Below are 18,687 nucleotides of genomic sequence, written 5' to 3'. Positions count from 1 at the left end.
TCAGGTTATAATTGCGCGCTATTATTTGAGGAATATAATCATGACTGCAACGGGTTTACCGACAGAGCAAACACATTTCCACTATGTGATTTATAAGCCCTATCGATATTTAAGTCAGTTTGTACCAGAAACCCGTAAGAGCAAACCGCTACTTGGTGAGCTGTTCGACTTCCCTGAGAACACTATGGCGATTGGCCGACTGGATCATGACTCTGAAGGCCTATTACTGCTCACAACCGATGGGATGCAAAGTCACCTTATCCGCAGTAAAACCATTGAAAAAGAATACTATGTACAGGTAGATGGAGAGGTGACTCAGGCGCAAATTTTGCAGCTTAGCCAAGGAGTTGAAATTGGCATTAGCGGCGGAAAATACCAGACTTTACCTTGCAAGGTTAAACAGCTTGATCCTGAACCTGATTTGCCAACTAGAGGAAGAAAAATCCGCGATGCTCGCCATGGGCCTACTAGCTGGATTTCAATAACCATTGGCGAAGGAAAAAACCGTCAGGTAAGAAAGATGACGGCAGCGGTTGGGTTACCGACTTTAAGACTGGTTAGAGTTAGGATTGGGAATATTAAGCTTAATGCTATGCTTCCCGGTGATGTTATCCCTGTTGCCCAGTTCGTAACAGAACTGTCGTAATAAAACGGTTCACAACAGCCAATTGACGTCGACTACCGTCTCTATTCATAGCCGCCTCTGTTAACGACCCTCTTCATTAATAATCGCTTCTCTTAATAGGGTATTAGAGGGGTTAAGCAGGATGTTAATACTTAAAAGAAATCAGTCAGATCTTCAGGCAGTTTTGGGCGACTATAAAGATAGCCCTGCGCTTCATCGCACTGGTTAGCTTTTAAGAAGTCTGCTTGCTCTTGCGTTTCAACCCCTTCGGCGACCACCTGCAAATTTAACGCATGTCCCATCGCGATAATGGCTTTTGCAATCGCGGTGTTGTGAGTATCAAGTGGCAAGCCCGCCACAAATGACTGGTCAATTTTGAGCTTATGGATAGGCAGTGTCTTAAGGTAGCTCAATGATGAATAGCCTGTACCAAAATCATCTACCGAGACTTCAATCCCCATATCCCCTAGCTTAGCTAAGCCTTGGCTGACCAGTTCGGGATCTGACATCATGCAACTTTCTGTGACCTCAAGCTCTAAACTCGTCGCAGCTAACCCCGTATCTTTAAGGATCACTGTAACTTCATCGACAAAACTACGACGCTGAAGCTGCTGACCAGCAACATTCACCGCTATCCGTCCAAAGCAAATACCTTGCTCATGCCATTTTAGCCCCTGTTCGCAAGCCTTGATTAATACCCAGCGACCGATATCTTGAATTAAGCCGATCTTTTCCGCTAAAGGAATAAAAATCGCCGGGGAGATATTACCCAGTACCGGATCATTCCAGCGAAGCAAGGCTTCGAAACCAACCGTTTTACCCGTCACAAAGCTAATTTTAGGTTGGAACACCAAATAGAAAGCATCAAGTTCAAGTGCATCATGCAGTGCACTTTGAAGCTTAAGTTTTGCCACTGACTCCTGGGTTAAGGATTCGGTGTAAAAAGCATAATTATTACGCCCGTCATGTTTAGCTCTGTGCATCGCCACTTCAGCCCTGACCATTAAACTACTTGAATCTTGGCCATCATCAGGATACATCGCGATCCCCATACTCGCTGTTAAACGCGCTTGACCATGTTCACCTAAGGTGAAGGGCTGATCGAACATTTGTCTAAGTTTATTGACGCTGAGTAACAACATGTCACTGCTATCAATATTAGATAAAATTACCGCAAACTCATCGCTACCAAGCCTTGCCGCAGTAGCGAGGTTATTTAACCCTGAGCGAAATCGTTGACTCAGCTCAAGCAGGACTTCATCGCCGACAAGGTGACCATAGCTTTCGTTTACCTGCTTAAAAAGATCGACATCGATATAGACTAGCCCCAGACGATTTTGGCTATGACGCGCCTGTTTAAGCTCTTGCTCTAATCTTGCTGTAAGCGCCATGCGATTAGGTAACTTTGTCAGCGGATCATGAAATGCCACTTTAGCCAACTCTGCTTCACTTTGCTTTTGAGCCGAAATATCATTAAATACTGCCACAAAAAAACGGATCTTATATTCATCATCGTAAACGGCACTGATATTAAGTATTTGCGGAAATATGGCACCGTTTTTACGCCGATTCCAAACCTCCCCGTGCCATTTACCTTTTTTCAGCAAGTCATCCCACAGCGTAGTAAAAAATGCTTTCTTATGCCGACCAGAGTTAAACACTCTTGGGTTTTGCCCTAAGAGCTCCTCTTTTTCATATCCGGTGATCTCCCTAAAAGCACCATGTGCATTGACTATAGTGCCGTCAATATCTGTGATGATCACGCCCTCGACCGAGTTTTCGAACACCCGTGAGGCTAACTCAAGCTGATCTTGCGCGGCTTTATGAGAAGATATATTACGTGAAATGCCGATAACGCCAGCCAGCTCCCCATTATCATTGATAACAGGAACCTTGGTGGTTTCCTGCCAGGACTCGGTATCACCAATATCTAAGCCTTCACATTCGCCAACCGAGACTTCTCTTCCTTTACGAATCGATTCAATATCGCTGGCAATAAAATGCTTGGCTAAACGGGATTCAAATAGTTCATCATCGGTATAATCAAGGATCTGCTCTCGTGGGCGATTCCAGGCAAGTTCTACACTTTGATTAACCAAAATATAGCGTCCAGATGTATCTTTCATCCACACATGCTCTTTCATACTGTCAATAAAGGCTTGTAAGCTAACCTCACTTGCTCTTTCACTTACCCTGCGAAGCTTATTCTGTTGCTGTTTAAATTGTCGATATACATGACTTAGGCTTTGTTCGATACTGCTGCCGCATATTGCTAGTAGGCGTCGAATATCGGCTTGCTTTTCAGCGTGACAGGCCGCGCCTTGAGTTACATTTTGCTGACTATTGTCAGGTGATGTAATCAGGCAAATATAGCCAAACAAGGCTCCAGAAGGCCAGTTGATCGGAAATAAACACTGCAGTGAATCGTCTTCTGCCTTACTGATATCAAAGGACTTTTTAAACGGCGTGATGTCAGGTTGGCCATACACTTGCTCATGGCTGGCTGGCAGCTGATTAAGCTGCTCTTCGGTCATATTGGCATAACTAATAGGAATAAGCTGGTCAGCTTGATCTATCTGTAATAACGCGGCCTTGCACTGGGCTATTCGTGCCAGCATATCGATAGATTGCTGCCACTCATCCCGTTGTGCTTGCGTTATATTGATATTAATCAAATCAATGCCCTATCAGTCTTTTAGAGGTAGTTCGAACACGCCTTATTCATGATTGATACATAAATGAGTCGTACGTTTGTTTTGCCCATCATCAAAAATTGAGCAATAAAACAGCCATAACACTAGTATTGTTAACGAAAAAAATAAAGATTAAGCCAATGACTAGCGCTAGGATATTCAATGTGCCTCAAAAGCCTTACCGAACTAATACTCTAATTGTCAGACACTTAAATCTATTTTTGATGACAGGACAAAATACAAGGGACCCAGTTAAATTTAGTTGACTTCAATCAACAAACTAGCGAGTTACCTCTCTAATGCCCTATATACCTATCACTTATAACAATTAGTGATACCTATCACTGATACCAACTTGCATAAGAAAGTGACCAACCATAGCGTTTTTTGGCAAACTAAGCCGAAAAATGATGCCATGGTTGCTCTCTTATGAAGTCATTAATGCAGAAGTCGCCAAGCTTCCATTGGCAAACAGGCATAAAAAAACCAGCCCTAGAGCTGGTTTTTAAATCGTTACTAATGCAAGTTGGCGCAACAAACGCGACTTTGCAGTAATATCCCGGTTATTTAGTTCGCTTGTGGGCGCATAGCTGGGAATAGGATAACGTCACGAATAGTATGCGTATTCGTAAATAGCATCACGAGACGGTCAATACCGATACCTTGACCAGCAGTTGGCGGTAAGCCGTGCTCTAGTGCAGTAATGTAGTCTGCATCGTAGAACATCGCTTCGTCATCACCCGCATCTTTTGCATCAACCTGCGCTTTAAAGCGACTGTCTTGATCTTCTGCATCGTTAAGCTCAGAGAAACCGTTAGCCACTTCGCGGCCGCCGATGAAGAACTCGAAACGGTCAGTGATGAAATGGTTGTCATCGTTACGACGTGCTAGTGGAGAAATATCCGCTGGGTAGCCAGTGATGAACGTAGGTTGCATCAACTGAGTTTCAGCTGTTTCACCAAAGATCTCTTCTAGTAGCTGACCACAAGTCCAGAACTTCTCAACTGTCATGCCTAGGCTCTTAGCCAAGTCACGCATAAACTCAACATCTTTAACTTCTTCGTAAGTCATAGACTGAATGGTTGCGTTGTCAGGATTGTACTTCTTGATCGCATCCAACATGCTCAAACGTGCATATGGGCCACCAAAGTCAACTGTGTGCTCACCGTATGGAAGCTGTGGAGAACCACAAAGCTCAGTCGCGATAGAGCTTAGCATCTCTTCAGTCAGATCCATTAGATCGTTAAAGTCTGCATACGCCATATAGAATTCCATCATAGTGAATTCTGGGTTATGACGTGGAGACAGACCTTCGTTACGGAAGTTACGGTTGATTTCGAATACGCGCTCAAAACCACCGACCACTAAACGCTTAAGGTATAGCTCAGGAGCAATACGCAGGTACATAGCGATATCAAGCGCATTGTGATGCGTCTCGAATGGACGAGCAGAAGCGCCACCAGGGATGCTGTGCATCATTGGTGTTTCAACTTCCATGAACTCTTTCTTTACCATGAAGTTACGAATAGCCGAAACGACTTTAGAACGCATGATAAAGGCTGCACGAGAATCTTCGTTAACGATCAAGTCAACATAACGCTGACGGTAACGCGTCTCTTGGTCTGTTAGGCCGTGGAACTTTTCAGGCAGTGGACGCAGCGCTTTAGTTAGCAACTGGTACTGTTCCATGTTCACGTATAGATCGCCCTTACCTGAAAGGTGTAGCTGACCGGTCACACCGATGATGTCACCGATATCTAGACCCAGGAACTTCTCTTTAAGATCTTTTTGAACATCTTTACCCGCATAAGCTTGGATACGACCGCTCACATCTTGGATGACCAAGAAAGGACCACGCTTAGCCATAACACGGCCAGCGATAGAGCGCTCAATGCCCATGCCTTCAAGCTCTTCTTTGGTGTTTTGACCAAATTCAGCTTGAATGTCTGCCGCTTTGTGTTTGCGATCGAAGTTGTTCGGGTGACCGTTTGCAGGGCAGTTGGTACGAATGTGCTCTAATTTTGCACGACGCTCTGCAATTAACTTGTTCTCGTCTAGTGTTTGTTCAGTCATCTTCTTCTCTCGTTAAAGGCCAGATTTCAGGCTAGCTTCAATAAACTTGTCCAGATCGCCATCTAAAACGCTCTGGGTATTTCGGTTTTCAACGCCGGTACGTAGATCTTTAATACGTGCATCATCGAGCACGTATGAACGGATCTGGCTGCCCCAGCCAATATCTGACTTGGCATCTTCGGCGGCTTGCTTATCAGCATTCTGCTTAAGCATTTCTAGCTCATACAGTTTTGCTTTTAGCTGTTTCATCGCTGCATCACGGTTTTTATGCTGCGAACGGTCGTTCTGACATTGCACCACAGTGTTGGTCGGCAGATGCGTAATACGGATCGCTGACTCAGTTTTGTTAACGTGCTGACCACCCGCGCCTGATGCACGGTAGGTGTCAATTCTTAAGTCCGATGGATTGATATCAATCTCAATCGAGTCATCAATCTCTGGGTAAACGAATACCGAACAGAAAGAGGTGTGACGCTTACCTGATGAGTCAAATGGCGACTTACGGACTAAACGGTGTACACCGGTTTCCGTACGCAGTGAGCCAAAGGCATATTCGCCAGTAAACTTGATGGTTGCGCCTTTAATGCCGGCAACATCACCACCGGTCACTTCAATCAATTCAGGTTTGTAATCATGGGCATCACCCCAACGTAAAAACATACGCAGTACCATGTTTGCCCAATCTTGAGCCTCTGTACCGCCAGAACCTGATTGAATATCTAAATAACAATCTGATGCATCATGTGGACCCGAGAACATGCGACGGAACTCAAGTTCCTCTAAGCGCTTCTCAAGATCTTGTAATTCAGCAGCGGCATCATTGAAGGTTTCTTCATCATCTTCTTCAACGGCAAGTTCGAGTAAACCCTCGATATCTTCTAGGCCACTGTCCATATCATCGATAGTTTTCACTACCGCTTCAAGGGCTGCACGCTCTTTGCCTAAGGCTTGGGCGTTATCTGGATCGTTCCAAACTTCAGAGCTTTCAAGCTCTCGGCTCACTTCTTCTAGACGCTCACTTTTGGCATCGTAGTCAAAGATACCCCCGAAGAAGGTCGGTACGGTCAGCGAGCTCCTTGATTTTGAATTTAACTGGATTTACTTCAAACATGATTTAATCAACTTTTAAATGAGTTTTTGGCTAGGAAACAATGACGACACAACGCCATCGATTATCGGCTCAATTATTCACAGATAGAAAACCCGCTATTTTAACTCATGCTTTGCATGAAACATAGCGGCAAAAGCGCACAAAACAGCAATTTTATTCAACAAAGCTAACTCAAGTGCTAAAAACTAATATTTAACCAAATATTACTACTGCGCTAATCTCAATTGTTTTCATTTAACGCCATTTCGTGTCATTGCTCAACGGTATCTATTGCGCTTCCGTGACCTTTATCGCCCCGCCCTCCCGCTAACGTTATATCGGCAGTATTATCTAGCGCCACTGCGGCCTTCAACGCTTTCACTGAAGGTTTTTCGGCGCCTTGGGTGGGGTTTACATTGAACAAAATCGCTGACTCGATAACCAAACCGCACTGTAATCACCGACAAACCACCGATAAACCAGGCCCAATGACCACAAAACGCCAACTGACGCAGCACTACCGTACACCAGTAAAACCAAGGTGCACATTTTAAGCTGCAAGTGTGAAATACCCCGCAGTTTCCACTGAAATCCAAGCTGCATTTTCTGCGTAAAAAAAGGCCACAGGTATACTCCAAGTTATAACTATTTCGCCAAGTCCGTTCTCTGTGAATGCTGATGTTGCGCCTAGGTTCTCAAAGCCTAATGAAGCGTATTCAATCAAGCTGCGACCCTATAAATAAAGGCCAATGCGATGAAACAAATAATAATTGATGGCAAGACCTTAGTTGCCAAACAACAAGACACTCTGTTAGATGTCGCGCTTAATGCCGATATTGCCATCCCCAATCTGTGTAAGAGCAATGCCCGTTATTTAGTAAAAAGCTCTTTAGTACACGATATCAAGCAGCACTGTAATCTGTGCCATGTAGAGCTGCATACAGACGATAACTGCATTACCCATGTGCGCGCCTGCGAAACCCTTGTTAGCGATATTGCTGCGCAAAACATTCAAGTGATCACCCAATCAGCAGCGCTGAGTAAACAGCGAAAAGCGGCGCTGCAAGTGATCTTGTCTGATCACTTTGCCGACTGTGAGGCGCCTTGCCAAACGGCTTGCCCCGCGGGCGTTGACGTACAGTCTTACCTGTACCATATCGCTCAAGGCGATCACACTGAAGCCGTTAAAGTCATTAAGCAGACCTTACCTTTGCCACTCTCTATTGGCCGTGTCTGCCCCGCTTTTTGTGAATCTGAATGCCGCCGTGGCTTGGTCGATGAGCCTGTTGCTATCCGCCAATTAAAACGTCACGCCGCCGATTTAGATCTAGAAGGCGATGCGCCATATGTGCCGCCAAGACTTGCTGATACCAATAAAAAAGTTGCTATTATCGGTAGTGGCCCAGCGGGCATTTCAGCAGGGTATTACCTGTCGAATAATGGTCACAATGTCACTATTTTCGAGTCAATGCCGCAAGCTGGCGGCTGGTTAAGATATGGCATTCCAGAGTATCGTCTGCCTAAGGCTATTCTCGATAAAGAAATTGACCTGCTGTGTAAAAATGGTCTCAAGATTAAAACCGATACACGCCTTGGTCGTGACATTCACCTTAACGGTTTAATTGATGATTTTGATGCGGTTTGTTTAGCCATCGGCGCGCAAAAAGCCGTGCCAATGAACTACCCCGGTATCGAGCTAGACGGCTGTTATTTAGGCGTAGATTATTTAAAAGATTACTGCACCGACAAACAATACATCACAGGTAAAAAAGTCGCAGTGATTGGTGGTGGAAATACCGCCATAGATTGTGCCCGCACAGCCAAACGTGATGGCGCCGATGTCACGCTAATTTATCGTCGTACTCGTGACGAAATGCCAGCAGAAGACTATGAGATCCATGAAGCTGAGCAAGAAGGGATCAAGTTCCACTTCTTAACCAATCCGATTGAAAACCACTGCGATGATAATGGCCGCGTGGCACAAGTGACCTTTGAAGTGATGGCGCTTGGAGAACCAGACAGCTCTGGTCGTCGCAGCCCAACCCCAACGGGGGAGACCTTCACTGAAGCGTTCGATACCGTGATCCCTGCGGTTTCGCAAACCCCTGATATGGCGTTTCTTGAAGATCCACAAAGCCAACTTGCCACTGGTGAAGTCGCTCTTACTCGCTGGAATACCTTCGAGGGTTGCGAGCACACCATGTCGGCAGGGCAATCTGCTGGGCTCGATAAACTGTTTGTGATTGGTGACTCTCGTACAGGTCCAGCCACCGCGGTTGCTGCTGTGGCTGATGGTCGAAAAGCTGCCGATGCCATTGAGAAACTCCTTAACCAGGGTTTGACTTGTGAGCTAGTAAAACAGCCATTTAACTCAACTAAGGCCGCTAAGACTCGCGCACTAAAATCCCTTAAGGCAGATGCGCTTTATCCTGCTGCAAGTGTGCAATCTCGCAGCCTAATGCCTGAGCTTGATAAGCTACAGCGCGCCCTGAATTTTAGTGAGGTTGAACTTGGCTTTGCCGCCGATGAAGCGATGAAGGAAGCCGCGCGCTGCTTAGAATGTGCCTGTCAGGCAAACACCGACTGTAAGCTACGAGATTATGCGACCGAGTATAAGGTTAAAGCCAGCGAGCTTGATCTTAGCCAGGCGCAACATTTTAGCATTGATACCAGCGCGCCATTTATTACCTTTGATGCTAACCGCTGCATTAGCTGTGGTGCCTGTGTTGAAACCTGTAAAGGTGCCAGTGGCCACAACGCGATATCTTTTGCCAAAGATCATTACCACGCCCTGCCAATCTCATGTGCCAGCTCAAGTGAAAGTGACGAGCGCAAAGCCCCGCGTGTGGGCTTTAGCGTTAGCATGAACGACAGCGACTGCGTGCAATGTGGCAACTGTGTACAGGTGTGCCCAACAGGTGCATTAGTTGATGCTCGTGATAAGACTCAGGGCCTAACTCAAGCGCAAAAAGCACCGCTTAAGTGCGTCTCTACCATCTGTACCTATTGCGGCATTGGTTGCCGAGTTAACCTGCATGTGGATGAACAGAAAAACCAAATCCGCCATATCAGTGGTGATACATCATCGCCTGTAAATGAAGGCATGCTATGCGTTAAAGGTCGCTTTGGTTTTGACTTTGTTGGCAGCGACAAACGCCTAACCACGCCGCTTATCCGCAAAAATGGTCAATTAGTGCCTGCGAGTTGGGAAGAAGCCATCTCGGTTGTGGCGCAGCGCTTTGGCGAGATCAAACAAACCTATGGTGATAAAGCGCTAGCGGGTTTGTCTTCAGCTAAAGCCACTAACGAAGATAACTACGTTTTCCAAAAGTTCTTCCGCAGCGTTATTGGTAATAACAATATCGACCACTGCGCTCGCTTATGTCACGCCTCAACGGTTACCGCACTGCGCGAAAGCTTAGGCAGCGGTGCGATGACAAACGACATTCCAAGCATTAAAGACAGCGACCTTATCTTTATTCTTGGCTCAGATACCGAAAGCGCTCACCCGATTATCGCCTCTCGCATCAAGCAAGCAGTAAGCGAACATGGTGCTCGTTTAATCGTTGCCGATCCTAAGCGCGTCTCTATCGCCGATAAAGCCCAGCTTTATGTGGCACACAGACCGGGCTCAGATGTCATGCTACTGAATGCCATTATGCAGCAGATCATCAAAAATGATTGGCATGATCTTGATTACATTCAAGCTAGAGTCGAAGGTTTTAGTCAGCTCTATGATGAAGTGATGAGCACCGATTACAGCCCTAAGAATGCAGAGTTAATTACCGGCGTGAGCGCTAAAGATATTATCGAAATGGCTCACCTTATCGGTACTGCAGAAAAAACAGCAGTCTACTATGCCATGGGGATCACTCAACATACTTCTGGTCACGATAACGTCACCGCGATATCTAACCTGCAGTTACTGTGTGGCAATATTGGCGTAAAAGGAGCGGGAATTAACCCTCTGCGCGGCCAGAGTAACGTGCAAGGCGCCTGCGATATGGGCGCCCTGCCAAATTACTTTAGCGGCTATCAGAAACTTGACGACCCACTGGTCCAAATGCGCTTTCGCGAAGCTTGGGGCAAGCAGGATCTTTGCGCAGATATCGGTTTCTCCGCCACAGAGATGATGCACGCGTTATCTCACGGCGAGCTTAAAGGGCTATATGTCATGGGCGAAAACCCAGTGCTGAGCGATCCTGACCAAAAGCACGTATTGCAAGGCCTAGCTGCTGCAGAGTTTGTAGTGGTGCAAGATATCTTCTTAACAGAAACCGCCGAGCTAGCCGATGTGGTCTTGCCTGCGGCCGCGTTTGCCGAAAAGCTAGGGCATTTCACCAATACCGAGCGCCGAGTGCAGCAGTTACTCCCCGCTGTTACGCCACCGGGTCTTGCCAAGAATGATTGGCAAATAATCCAACTTATTGCCACCAAGATGGGTGAAGATTGGGGCTACCAAAATGAAAAGCAGATTTGGCATGAGATCACCGACGTCACGCCACAATATCGCGGCATTACCTGGAAAGTTATCGACAGCCTAACGAGCAATGGCCTCCAGGGTCTGCAGTGGCCCTGCCCAGCTGAAGGTCACCCTGGCACGCCTATTTTGCATACCAGAGAGTTTACTCATGGCAAAGGTAAGATGCGCGCTGTGCACTACCGTCTTCCCGCCGAAATGCCGTGTAAAGAGTATCCATTGGTCTTATCAACTGGACGCTTATTGGAGCAATTCCACACTGGCACCATGACTCGCAAAACCGAGGGACTCAATCAACTCGGTAGCGCTAGGGTGATGATTTCGGTATTTGATGCTGACAAGCTCGGCGTGAATAACGGTGATATGCTCAAACTCAGCACAAGGCGCGGAGAGATTGAAATTAAGGCATTTGTCACTAAACGTGCTCAGGCTGGGGTCTTGTTCCTGCCGTTCCACTTTGCAGAATCTGCCGCCAACAAGCTGACTAACAACGCCCTCGACCCAGTGGCTAAAATCCCAGAGTTCAAGGTGTGTGCGGTAAAAGCTGAAAAGGTAGCAGAAGAAGTAGCCGAAATGACAGCTGAACTAGCGTAACTAGCGTAACTAGCGTAACTAGCGTAACTAGCGTAACTAGCGTAACTAGCGTCAAAGTAGATCAAAAAAGGCCGTAAGCGCATGCGCTTACGGCCTTTTTGTTGGTTTTAGTTTAGCTAGCTGCTAACTCATAAACGCGCCCACTACCGCCCCTGCAACACCAAAACCTGTCACTAGGATAAATATATTTGGCTTAAAGATTTTAAACAGACCAAAACCTAACACCACCAAGGCCATATCAAGCGGAGATAGCACAGCACTGATAAATATAGGATTATAAAGCGCCGCCAACAAGAAACCGATCACACAAGCATTCACTCCCGCAACCGCGCCTACCACTTGCGGCCGCGCGCTGAGAGCATGCCAGCTTTTAAGTGCCACCAGCATAAGTAAGAATCCCGGCAGGAAAATAGCGAGTGTCGCAACCAAGGCCCCCATTAACGGCTGTTGCACCCAGATCTCTGCACCTAAAAATGCGGCTAAGGCAAACATAGGCCCCGGCACAGCTTGAGCTAACGCATACCCCGTTAAGAACTGATCGTTACTCATCGCATCGCCAACACTCGATTGCAGTAAAGGCAGCACCACATGCCCACCGCCAAAAACCATGCTACCCACTTGATAGAACTGGCTAAACAACTCAGTTAAATTCGATATCCCAGCATGCTTAGATAACCCTATGACCACCAAGGAAGCAATCAATAAGCCGCTGAAGATACTTAACCAAAAGAAGTTGAGTTTTATCGGTTGCTGCGCCGTTGCCTTAGGTTCATCATCCTCAGCAGATAAGTAATAGCGACCCACCATAGCGGCTACGATGAGCAAGCCAAACTGTACAAGCATCGAAGGCTGCAGCAAGATAATCACGCAACTTAAGACCATTAATAGCTTGGCTTGCTTACGCTGACAAAACTGCTTAAACATAATCCAAATGGCATCAGCAACCACGACCACAGCCAGTAGTTTAAGCCCGTGGATTATTCCTTGAGTAAATGAATAATCCAGCCACTGGCTACTGGTTACTGCGAGTAAAAATAATAGAATAAACGAAGGAAGGGTGAAGCCTAGAAAGGCGGAAATAGCCCCTAACAGCCCGCCGCGATGGTAACCAATCGCAAAACCCACCTGGCTCGAGCCAGGTCCAGGCATAAACTGGCTTAACGCCACCAAGCTGCCATAGTGTTTGTCATCGAGCCATTTCAGCTCCTGTACAAAAGTCTGCCTAAAGTAACCGATGTGCGCTGCTGGCCCGCCAAATGACACGAGGCCTAACGAAAAAAAACGAAGAAAAATTTGAAACATAACCATCCATCAATATGTGCGCCAAGACGCCTTTAAAATAAGTGCTTTAAATAAGCTGCTTAGAATAACAGATACAGCATATGACACTAACGTTACAAAATAATGAAACCTAAAAAACGACAGTAATCTGTCACAAGTTAAACCAAGCTTGCAGAGGCGATAAGCTAAAAACAATATAAATCTTTTAGTGCTTTGCTTTACCTGCTTAGCTAATCCAACATTAGTCGCTCAAAATCGGCTAATGGCTGGCGCTTACCGATAGAGTCTTCCACCCATTCGAGCACTTCTGTTGCCGTCGTCCTATAAGTTGTCAGCTTGCCTCCATAGAGGCTTAATAACTTAGGGTGGCTTAGCTGACTTTTTTGCAGGGTATCTCTTGGGCGGTCAAATGAATTGCCAGCCTGTTTTGGTAGCACTCTAATTCCACAAAAGCTGTCAATCACCCGCGTTTTCAATGCCTCTACATCACCAAACTGGGCAAAGTAGTGTTGATAAATACCCAGTAAATACGCCTCCTCTTCGGCGGTTATTTGGGGTTTGCCGTTTAACTTATCAAGCACGACTTCAGTGGTGCCAATCAAGGTCTTACCATTCCATGGCATCACAAAAATCACCCGTTTGTCAAAGCAAGACTCAAGGTAAAGAATGCCGTCATTAGCCGGAATATCGAGCAGTAAATGACTGCCCTGCACCCATTCGATGGGCTCTGCTGCAATGGGCGGGACCACATTATCTAACACATGGTTCACCCAGGGACCCGCCGCGTTCACCACCGCCAACGCTTCTACCTCTTGCTCAGCACCGTCGGCTTGGTAACGCACGATACAATGACTTTGCAAATGCTCGATATGAGTACATTTTGCATGCTCAATAACATGGGCACCTAAAGAACGGGCATTTTTTACGACCGCCTGGGTCAGAAGTTTGTCGTCTGTTTGCGCATCCCAATATTGATAAACAGCCTTAAGCCCGTTGAGTTTGAGCCCTTTGATTTTCGACCAATGCACTGAGGGTATCGATTTAAACTGCCCTAGCGCATCGAAATCGCTAAGCATGGCATACAAACTCAGTCCCGCCCTGATCGCCCATGAACTGCGACGACTGGTGTCATATACGGGAATATAAAATGGGATTGGATTCACTAAAGAGGGAGCAAGCTGTAGCAAAGCTTTACGCTCGGCCAGTGACTTTCTCACTAACGGCAGTTGTCCGGACTCAAGATATCGTAGGCCACCGTGAATAAGCTTGCTAGAGTTGGCTGATGTTTGCGCAGCAATAGTGTCTCGTTCAAGTAATAGCACACTATAACCGGCCGCAGCCGCGCACTGAGCAATACCAGCACCGTTAATGCCACCGCCAATAATGATAAGATCAACTGTCGCCATTTGTGCTCCTTAAAGTGCATCTGTTATTTTTGCTACTGCTTTAACGGCTTTTCAATCAGTGTTTCAGCCACTATTACGACAGATTTATAAAGACTGATTTATAAAGACTGAGTAAAGTCCATAATTACCGCCACTAAATACGCATATACGGCATTGCACAATAACCTTGGCTAATAGAGGCTGTGGAGCGAGAAACAGATCTGTTTGTTTGGGCTCAATGGTGTTTCAACGCTGTCTTTTGTCATAATCAGAGTCATCATAAGAGTAACCCTACTTTGTCCCCCGATTTAAGGCTCTAGTTCAGGCTCTAACTCGCGCTAGAGTCTAGGGCAATAAACAAAACACCTAGCATATAACATACTTATGTTATTGATAAAATTCGAACCTTAAATTGAGCCGTAAAAATGCCCCTCTCTTGATGCACGCTCAGTATTTTGTTAGCTGTAACCTAACTCACATCATCCTAGGCGACATTGCGGCATCAATTTTATGAGCCTGGTTAATAGCATATTAGGTCGTGAAACTAGGTTGTGGGTTTGGCTCTAATATCCGCCAAAGCATCATTAGAATAATTGATCTAAAGATGATTGCTTTTCAGATACTAATAGCATAAATTGCTCTCGAATTTGAACGATCCAGCTGTTTTTACGCTGTTAGTTTTTAAAAAGTTTTCATGTTATCAAGGATGTACAAAATGAAGTCTATAGCCGTAGTTGGTTTATTGTTCGCAGGAAGCGTGGCCGCACAATGTGATAACCAAACCCATATAGTCGATATTCCTTATGCAAAGAATAGCTCTTATTTTGCAGGACATTACGCATCGCAACTCGATAAGTTAAGTAAAAACACCCAAGCCAATAGCGGTTATTTGCTGCTCGAATTTAAAGTCAATCAAACTCAAACCACTGAAGAAGCGCGCAAGTATAATAAGTGGTTAGCACAAAGGCGTATTGAAAGAGTAAAAACCTACCTTGATAATGCGGCTTACCCCGCCCCCGTGATCACTCGAATATTAACCGCAAGTACCGACGAGAACCGCAATGTGTCAGTGGTATGGTGCGCTGCAGAAACCGAGCAACTGCAGATTCAAATTGCCAGTAAAGATGAATAACCGATAACGACTATAAAAAACGCTCAAACATTAGTCAGCCTGCAGCGTCTTTATTAACAAAATGCCAACATTGATCATAGGTGCCCCAAAACGGCAATCTAGCTATGCACAACACCTATCAAACTGTTTATAAAGCTTTTAGCGATCAAACCTATGTATAACGAGTGGCTCGTTATGACTAGTTAAACAACGGCTTAATCAAGCCATTACAATTATTGCTAAAAGTTTAATTCTATTACCTAAAACTAGTCATAGTTCCCAAAAGTAATTTATTCGAGATTCCAGTAGCAAAAACCACACATTAATTTAGCAAATGCTAACTATTACAGTAAAGTATCGGTAACCTAAGTCTCAATTCATGCCTAATTTGCCTTTTGGAGTTCGCATGGTCAAATCAGCTCTATTATTCATCGCCATATTTCTCTCAAGCCTTTCTATGCCAAGCTTTGCAGCTGACAGCCCAGTTAATGGTAATTCCATTAATGACACTGCCATTAATGAAGCCAATATGTGGCATTACACTAATTCCCAAGGGGAGTTAAAGGTAAAACTGTATTTCTTCTGGTCTAAAACCTGCCCACACTGCGCCGAAGCGCATCCATTTATCGACAGTCTGCCAGAGCGTTACCCCTGGATCGAGGTGGAAGATCATATGATCACTGCTTCCGGTACCATGAAGATTTGGCAGCAAATAGCCAAACAAACAGGTACAGAAGCGCGTTCAGTGCCTTTCTTTGCTAGCGGTGAAAAAGCGGTGGTAGGCTACAGTAGCCAAGCTGTTACTGGTGAGTTTTTAGTGCAACGCTTAAAGTCATATTATGTATCACTTGGTGGTCAGTTAGCCCCTGAAATCGAGGGCCAATACACTAGTGCTGCTCCCGTCTCTGCGGGCCTATTTGAAACCTGTAAAGAAAGCAGTGACAGCGAAGGCACCTGTGATTTAGGTTTAGATAGTACCAGTGAAATAGCCTCTTCTGATGTGCAACCCGTTGAGTTGCCACTCGTTGGTGTTGTCCACCCTGAGCAGATGTCGCTACCGCTATTAACAGTGGTACTGGCTGGCGTCGATGCCTTTAATCCTTGCGCTTTCTTTGTATTGTTATTTCTACTTTCAATTATGGTTAACGCCAAGAGCCGCACTCGCATGTTAATTGTCGGTGGCATCTTCGTATTCTTCTCAGGCTTTATCTACTTCATCTTTATGAGCGCATGGCTGAATATCTTCCAACTACTTGGCGCTGGTAGCGACGGCGGCTGGATTATTCTCGGGGCGGGTATGTTGGCGCTCGTCGCAGGCGCGGTAAACATCAAAGACTACTTCTTTACTAAAGGCGAAGTCACTTTATCCATGTCTGCAGAGAACCGCACTGGGTTGATTAAACGTATGGGTAAACTCACCAGCGCCAGCAGCATGACCGCCATGATAGCCGGTACCGTGGTGTTATCGATTTTAGCCAACGCGTATGAGTTACTCTGCACAGCTGGCTTCCCGATGATCTACACCAGCGTATTGTCGATGCATGACCTAGACACATTTGAGCGTTACATGTACCTGGTGATGTACAACGTGGTGTATGTCATCCCACTCGCGGCGATTGTTATTGCCTTTAGTGTGTCACTAGGTAAACGCAAGCTCACCGAAAAAGAAGGCCAAACCCTTAAGCTCATGTCGGGCATTATGATGATGGGCCTAGGTGGTATGCTAGCTATCGACCCAACGGCGCTGCAAAATGTGGCCTTAGCGATTGGCCTTATCTTAAGCTCTATCGTGCTGACCTTTATCATTACCCTTATTCGCAAGGGGATTGAGAAATCACGGATTGCAAAATCATAGTTTTCTTAACTGAAGAGTTAAGCTTGTGAAAATCTAGGACAGACATAGCTCTTCAAAAAGCATGAATCTCACCACGAAGCGCTGCGCTTTCACGGAGAACACGGAGGTAAAGATGAAGAGCTTAACAGGCCTCGGCTGTGGCTCTTCTCCGTGATCTCCGTGTCCTTCGTGGTGAATTGCTTTTGCCCCAAAACGTGTTTACCTTCGAATGACGGATCATTATATTTTTTGTATCGTTGCTAATTGGTAGCGTGCTTGAACTTGTAGCTTCATGGCTATCAATCGCCTCCAGCGAGGGATGTGCAGATACTGCCGTGACACGCTGCAAGTCCATCCTTGGAAGCTCGACCATGACGTCCATGTCATGGACAGTCACGGCCGCATCTACACCGGATAATTGGTGCTCTCATTTAGCCATGGTGGTTCGATTTCTAAATTGAAAATGCCCCCAAAGTGTGTTTACCTAACGTATAAATTTAGCGTTAACATCATTTTTTTTAAAGCACTGAACTCACCACGAAGCGCAGCGCTTTCACGAGGAGTACGCAGGTGAAGATCTTAAAAAGCTTAAGCCGTTGCCTTTGTTCGTGTCCTCCGTGTTCCAACAACATCCGTGTTTAACCGCCAGTTCGCTATCCCTAGCTCTCGCTTATTAGCACATGGCTTCACCATATTCGCCGTGGTGAGCCACATTTATCGCTTTTGCTTTTCCTGTAGCGAACAACGAAATTTGGCCCCTTCTTTTCCGTAGGTCGGTATTTATGCCGACAAATCTAGTATAAAACCAAGATTGATGGGCTAAAGCCCAACCTACAAAAGAGAATATGTTTTCTGGCTGCTCTTCTTTGCTTTTATCATCTTTACTCTTTCTTAGCTTTACCGCTTTTACCGTGAGCGCAGCGCTCCGTAAGTGACGCTGTCACGTTCCCTAGGCCGCTGGCCGTCCGGCTCTTCCCGTCTTAGCTTGAACCGTCTTTGCTTTTCCTAGGACCTAGGGCCTGCTTTTCCTCAAACCTAGCCCCTCTTTCCGTAGGTCGGTATTTATGCCGACAAATCTAGTATAAAACCAAGATTGATGGGCTAAAGCCCAACCTACAAAAGAGAATATGTTTTCTGGCTGCTCTTCTTTGCTTTTATCATCTTTACTCTTTCTTAGCTTTACCGCTTTTACCGTGAGCGCAGCGCTCCGTAAGTGACGCTGTCACGTTCCCTAGGCCGCTGGCCGTCCGACTCTTCCCGTCTTAGCTTGTACCCGCTTTGCTTTTCCTAGGACCTAGAAGCTGTTTTCCTAGAACCTTCTTTTCCGTCTTAGCTTTAAAACCGATACACTCTGTAACACGACTGACCTTAAGTCTTTAAAGTGCGCGCCGATAACCAAATAACATTCTTAATTAATCGAGCTACATATGGCAGTTACTATTTCGGCTCTTCTCCGCTTAAGTGAGTCTATTTATATCAAAGATCATAAATAACATTATCATTTGCAACACTTTCTTATCT

The 18,687-nt window shown here is 45.8% G+C and carries 9 protein-coding genes; 4 read left to right on the top strand and 5 right to left on the bottom strand.

Annotated features, from left to right (window positions below; translation table 11 throughout):
- Nucleotides 1–40: 40 nt before the first annotated feature.
- Complete coding sequence (locus tag ACVBIK_RS15115) at nucleotides 41–646, top strand: pseudouridine synthase (RefSeq protein WP_447170028.1); 606 nt, start codon at nucleotides 41–43, stop codon at nucleotides 644–646.
- Between the two features lie 131 nt (nucleotides 647–777).
- Here ACVBIK_RS15115 and ACVBIK_RS15110 read toward each other — a convergent pair whose 3' ends face one another.
- From ACVBIK_RS15110 to prfB, 3 genes are all read right to left on the bottom strand, one after another.
- Nucleotides 778–3,300, bottom strand: coding sequence for an EAL domain-containing protein (locus ACVBIK_RS15110; protein WP_447170027.1), 2,523 nt, complete (start codon nucleotides 3,298–3,300; stop codon nucleotides 778–780).
- 585 nt (nucleotides 3,301–3,885) lie between these two features.
- Nucleotides 3,886–5,391: a lysine--tRNA ligase gene (gene lysS, locus ACVBIK_RS15105; RefSeq protein ID WP_447162184.1), complete on the bottom strand. Its 1,506-nt coding sequence runs from the start codon at nucleotides 5,389–5,391 to the stop codon at nucleotides 3,886–3,888.
- Nucleotides 5,392–5,403: 12 nt separating this feature from the next.
- A protein-coding gene (gene prfB, locus ACVBIK_RS15100) for a peptide chain release factor 2 (RefSeq protein ID WP_447162185.1) occupies nucleotides 5,404–6,502 on the bottom strand; the annotation gives its coding sequence in 2 pieces (ribosomal slippage) (nucleotides 5,404–6,426 and nucleotides 6,428–6,502; 1,098 coding nt in all).
- Nucleotides 6,503–7,235: 733 nt separating this feature from the next.
- Between prfB and fdhF the strand changes: the two genes are divergently transcribed.
- Entirely contained in the window at nucleotides 7,236–11,555 is a 4,320-nt protein-coding gene (gene fdhF / locus ACVBIK_RS15095; RefSeq protein ID WP_447170026.1) for a formate dehydrogenase subunit alpha, read from the top strand.
- A gap of 123 nt (nucleotides 11,556–11,678) precedes the next feature.
- On the opposite strand, the gene chrA is transcribed toward fdhF, so the two are convergent.
- Both chrA and ACVBIK_RS15085 read right to left on the bottom strand, forming a co-directional pair.
- A complete protein-coding gene (chrA, locus tag ACVBIK_RS15090) occupies nucleotides 11,679–12,857 on the bottom strand; it encodes a chromate efflux transporter (protein WP_447170025.1) in 1,179 nt (392 codons plus the stop codon).
- Between the two features lie 209 nt (nucleotides 12,858–13,066).
- On the bottom strand, nucleotides 13,067–14,242 hold the full coding sequence (locus ACVBIK_RS15085) for a glycerol-3-phosphate dehydrogenase/oxidase (protein WP_447170024.1): 1,176 nt from the start codon (nucleotides 14,240–14,242) through the stop codon (nucleotides 13,067–13,069).
- Between the two features lie 694 nt (nucleotides 14,243–14,936).
- On the opposite strand from ACVBIK_RS15085, the gene ACVBIK_RS15080 reads away from it, so the two are divergent.
- Nucleotides 14,937–15,353, top strand: a complete 417-nt coding sequence (locus tag ACVBIK_RS15080; RefSeq protein WP_447163180.1) for a hypothetical protein — start codon at nucleotides 14,937–14,939, stop codon at nucleotides 15,351–15,353.
- A 385-nt stretch (nucleotides 15,354–15,738) separates the two neighbouring features.
- On the top strand, nucleotides 15,739–17,187 hold the full coding sequence (locus tag ACVBIK_RS15075; RefSeq protein WP_447170023.1) for a cytochrome C biosynthesis protein: 1,449 nt from the start codon (nucleotides 15,739–15,741) through the stop codon (nucleotides 17,185–17,187).
- The last annotated feature ends 1,500 nt before the right edge of the window (nucleotides 17,188–18,687 follow it).

This window comes from Shewanella sp. 125m-1, assembly GCF_052977065.1.
This window is presented reverse-complemented; position numbering and strand designations above follow the sequence as displayed.

Coding starts and splice junctions, on each gene's coding strand:
- ACVBIK_RS15115 (WP_447170028.1), top strand. CDS start 41: ATGACTGCAACGGGTTTACCGACAGAGCAAACACATTTCCACTATGTG.
- lysS (WP_447162184.1), bottom strand. CDS start 5,391: ATGACTGAACAAACACTAGACGAGAACAAGTTAATTGCAGAGCGTCGT.
- fdhF (WP_447170026.1), top strand. CDS start 7,236: ATGAAACAAATAATAATTGATGGCAAGACCTTAGTTGCCAAACAACAA.
- chrA (WP_447170025.1), bottom strand. CDS start 12,857: ATGTTTCAAATTTTTCTTCGTTTTTTTTCGTTAGGCCTCGTGTCATTT.
- ACVBIK_RS15085 (WP_447170024.1), bottom strand. CDS start 14,242: ATGGCGACAGTTGATCTTATCATTATTGGCGGTGGCATTAACGGTGCT.
- ACVBIK_RS15080 (WP_447163180.1), top strand. CDS start 14,937: ATGAAGTCTATAGCCGTAGTTGGTTTATTGTTCGCAGGAAGCGTGGCC.
- ACVBIK_RS15075 (WP_447170023.1), top strand. CDS start 15,739: ATGGTCAAATCAGCTCTATTATTCATCGCCATATTTCTCTCAAGCCTT.